This is a genomic window from Streptobacillus felis, from assembly GCF_001559775.1.
Taxonomy (GTDB): Bacteria; Fusobacteriota; Fusobacteriia; order Fusobacteriales; family Leptotrichiaceae; genus Streptobacillus; species Streptobacillus felis.
Window position 1 is genome coordinate 1 of sequence record NZ_LOHX01000298.1, and the last position, 3,830, is coordinate 3,830.

Annotated in this window: 5 protein-coding genes, 1 tRNA gene and 1 rRNA gene; all 7 read left to right on the plus strand. The window is 27.2% G+C overall.

Annotation, left to right across the window (positions count from 1 at the left end; translation table 11 throughout):
• The first annotated feature begins 58 nt into the window (after positions 1 to 58).
• Positions 59 to 135, plus strand: a tRNA-Asn gene (locus AYC60_RS06150).
• Between the two features lie 5 nt (positions 136 to 140).
• A 5S ribosomal RNA gene (gene rrf, locus AYC60_RS06155) occupies positions 141 to 249 on the plus strand.
• Between the two features lie 105 nt (positions 250 to 354).
• Positions 355 to 1,398: an LLM class flavin-dependent oxidoreductase gene (locus tag AYC60_RS06160; protein ID WP_067322506.1), complete on the plus strand. Its 1,044-nt coding sequence runs from the start codon at positions 355 to 357 to the stop codon at positions 1,396 to 1,398.
• Positions 1,399 to 1,482: 84 nt separating this feature from the next.
• Positions 1,483 to 1,797, plus strand: coding sequence for a PadR family transcriptional regulator (locus AYC60_RS06165; RefSeq protein ID WP_067322509.1), 315 nt, complete (start codon positions 1,483 to 1,485; stop codon positions 1,795 to 1,797).
• Positions 1,790 to 2,875, plus strand: coding sequence for a DUF1700 domain-containing protein (locus AYC60_RS06170; RefSeq protein WP_067322512.1), 1,086 nt, complete (start codon positions 1,790 to 1,792; stop codon positions 2,873 to 2,875). The genes AYC60_RS06165 and AYC60_RS06170 overlap by 8 nt, the downstream gene beginning before the upstream one ends.
• Before the next feature lie 58 nt (positions 2,876 to 2,933).
• The gene (locus AYC60_RS06175; RefSeq protein ID WP_067322514.1) at positions 2,934 to 3,521 is read left to right on the plus strand and encodes a hypothetical protein; all 588 of its coding nucleotides are present in this window, start codon (positions 2,934 to 2,936) and stop codon (positions 3,519 to 3,521) included.
• A gap of 107 nt (positions 3,522 to 3,628) precedes the next feature.
• The coding region (locus tag AYC60_RS06180) for a hypothetical protein (protein ID WP_082762585.1) at positions 3,629 to 3,830 on the plus strand (202 nt) is incomplete at its 3' end.

Consider the following 3,830-nt stretch of genomic DNA (forward strand, 5'->3'; position numbering starts at 1 on the left):
TGAAAATACTTAGTAATAGGGAAGATAGGTAGTTGCCAAACTTTTTTTAAAATTATATGACTTTGTAGCTCAGTCGGTTAGAGCATCTGACTGTTAATCAGAGGGTCGAAGGTTCGAGTCCTTCCAAGGTCGCCATTTAGTTTAGTGACAATAGCCACAGGGATACACCTAGTAACATTTCGAACCTAGAAGTTAAGTCTGTGCACGCCAAAGATACTTAGTAATAGGGAAAATAGGTAGTTGCTAAACTTTTTTATTTAGAGTACTTTAAGTGCTCTTTTTTTTTGCTTGACAAAAGTTATATATTGTTGTAGTATATAAATATATCTAATTAGATATATTTAAGGAGAACATATGAAAATAGAATTAGGAATATCTACATTTGGTGAAACAACAAAATTAGAAGAAAGTGGCATTATACTTTCTCATGATCAAAGAATAAGAAACTTAGTAGAAGAAATAGAACTTGCTGATAAAGTTGGATTAGATGTATATGGTATAGGAGAACATCATAGAGATGATTTTGCAGTATCTAATCCAGAGATAGTATTAGCTGCTGGTGCTGTTAATACAAAAAACATTAAACTTACTAGTGCTGTAACAGTACTTTCATCAGCAGATCCTATTAGAATATATCAAAACTTTTCTACAGTTGATGCATTGTCTAGTGGTAGAGCTGAAATCATGGTTGGTAGAGGTTCGTTTATTGAATCATTCCCATTATTTGGTTATGACTTAGATGATTATGAAACTTTATTTACAGAAAAATTAGATATGTTACTTGAAATAAAGGATAATGAAATACTTAATTGGCCAGGGGGTAGACATACACCTAAAGTAGATGGTAAAGGTGTTTATCCTAGAGCTAAAAACCTTGATGTTTGGGTAGGTACTGGTGGAAGTTTAAATTCTACTACAGATATTGCCCTTAGAGGACTTCCTATAGCTTATGCAATATTAGGTGGTGGTATATCTGGATTTAAGAAAATTATTAACCTATATAGAAGTGTTGGTTTAAGAGCTAATCATCCTATAGAGAATCTTAAAGTTGCTGCTCATTCTTGGGGATATATAGAAAGAAATAAGGAAGAGGCAATAAATAAATACTATTATCCTACTAAATTAGTTATGGATAGAATAGCTAAAGAAAGATCACATTGGAGTGAATTAACTTGGGATAAATATATGCATATGGTAAGTGATGATGGAGTTATGTTTGTAGGTGATCCTGAAACAGTAGCTAAAAAGATAATTAGAATGATAGAAGAATTAGGATTAAATAGATTCTTATTACATCTACCACTAGGTTCTATGAAACATGAGGATATATTAGAATGTATAAGACTATTTGGAGAAGAAGTTGCACCAAAAGTTAGAGAATATTTTAAAGATAGATAATTTGTCTATCTTTTTTTATTTACTACTTGACATCTAATATTATACAGTGTATAATATTGCATATAGAATAATAGGAGGTAAAATATGCAAATTAGTAGTGATATTTTAGATTTCTGTGTTTTATCCTGTTTATGTAAAGAAGACTTATATGGATATATTTTAACTCAAAAGGTACAAGAGAAAATAAAGATAAGTGAATCAACACTTTATCCTGTACTTAGAAGATTACAAAAAAAAGAGTTTTTAGAAACATATGATAGTTCCTTTCAAGGTAGAAATAGGAGATATTACAAAATAACTGAAATGGGCAAAGAAGAACTTATTAAATTTATAGATGAATGGAAAACGTTAAAAAATGAAATTGATTTATTTATAGAGGAGGCTGGATTAAATGACTAAAAGAGAATTTATGAGAAATTTAGATAATTATTTAAAAGATTTAGATTATTCTGATAAAAAATCAGTTTTTGATTATTATGAAGAATACTTTGCAGATTTAAATATAGAAGAAAATGACAATATACCAGAAGACATGGATCCTAAAAAGATTTCAAGGGATATATTGATGGAATTTGGGATTAATACTGAAAAAAAGGGTAAACAAAAAGGTTCTTTAACTTCAATATTACTTTTCCTTGGAGGAATAATTACAGCCCCAATAGCTATACCAGTAATCCTATTTTTAATAATATTCATACCTTTAATACTATTTTTAGTATTAGGAGCAATAGCTTTACCTTTTTATATAATTTGGGCAATAATCACAGCACCATTTAAGTTTGTAGGTTTAGGTATAGGTAGTTCATTTTTTATGGGTACAGTTGGATTAATATTTTTAGCTATAGGATTAATGATAATATTTGTACCTATACTTGTTTCAATACTTAAGTTGGTATTTACACTTATTTCTAATATTTTAATGAAAATATATGCTTCTGTAACAGATAAAGAATACAAAAAATATTCATATAGCAAGGAAGATATAGAAATAGAATTTGAAGATAGTGCATATGAATATGAACATATAGACAAGATAGTATTAAATGATATTTTTGGTAAGGTAGAGATAAGAAAAGGTAATAAAAATAGTGTTAGATTAAGTGATACTAGTAATAGTATATTGTTAGAGAAGATATATATGGATGGAGTACTTAATTTAAGTATGGATGGAAAGAATGAAACAAATATATTAAATGATTTTCCAAGACTTTTAATAGAATATAGGGAGAAAGATCTTGATGTAGATGTAGAAAATATTTTTGGTAAATTAAAATATGAATATCCTGAATCTGGAACATTAAATGTTGAATCTATAATGGGTAAATTACAAATAGATTTAGGTAATGGAGAAGATGTAAATTTAAATGTAAAAAATAAGCTAGGTAAAGTAAAAATATATAGCAGAATAAATCAGTATACTGGTTCTAATAAGATAATTAATGTATCTTCGTTATTAGGTAAAGTTGAGATATTTTAAAAGGAGAAAGGAGATGTATGATACAGTTTAATAACTAACTATATCATACAAGTAATATATGAAAATAATAAAAAGAATAATAATAGGATTAATATTTATAGGAATAGGATTATTTTTATTAGGAAATAATGTACTTAAGTTAGAAAGATATGTTAAGGATAATAAGGAAATATTTAAGATAGAAGAAAAGGTAAATGAGGAAATAGAGGTAATAGAACAAATAGAAGTAGAAAATTTTGCAGGTATAATAGATATAGAAAAAGGAACTAAAAATTCTATAAAAATAGAAGAGAATTATGATAACTTAAACTTTTCATTTGAAACTGGAATACTTAAAATATATACTAAGGATGATAAGGTAGTAAAGAATAATAAGACTTTAGTTAAAATAACATATACAGAAGATAAAATGGATATAAATGTAGAGAATATGGCTGGTATTATGACTATAGATGCTCCTATGGAAGCTCTATTAAACTTTGAAAATATAGCGGGTAAAATAAAAGTAAATGTTGAAAAAGATGTTAAAGTAGATTCGGATAATGTATTAGGTAAAGTAGTTATTGATGCAGATAATAACGAGGATTCAACATTGAATATAACTATGGAAAATATAGTTGGAGAAATAATAATAAATAAAAAATAGGCATATCATTGATATGCCGAGAGTATTGAAATAAGTCTGTAAATTGAAAAAAATATAATTTTTAGTAAGAGTCTCTTATGGTATAATATATCAAGGAGGCTTTTGTTATGAATGAAGAAAAAAAAGTAAGAAGAACAAAAAGAATTAGAGAAATGGAAGAAACAGCTTTCGATAAGGCTGCAAAACTTTTAATTGAAAATGGAGATTTAAAAACCATTACAGATATCGAAGATGCATTAAAGAAGATGCTTGGTTCAACAATTAAAAATATGCTAGAAGCAGAATTTGAGCATCATATTCAAACTCCAT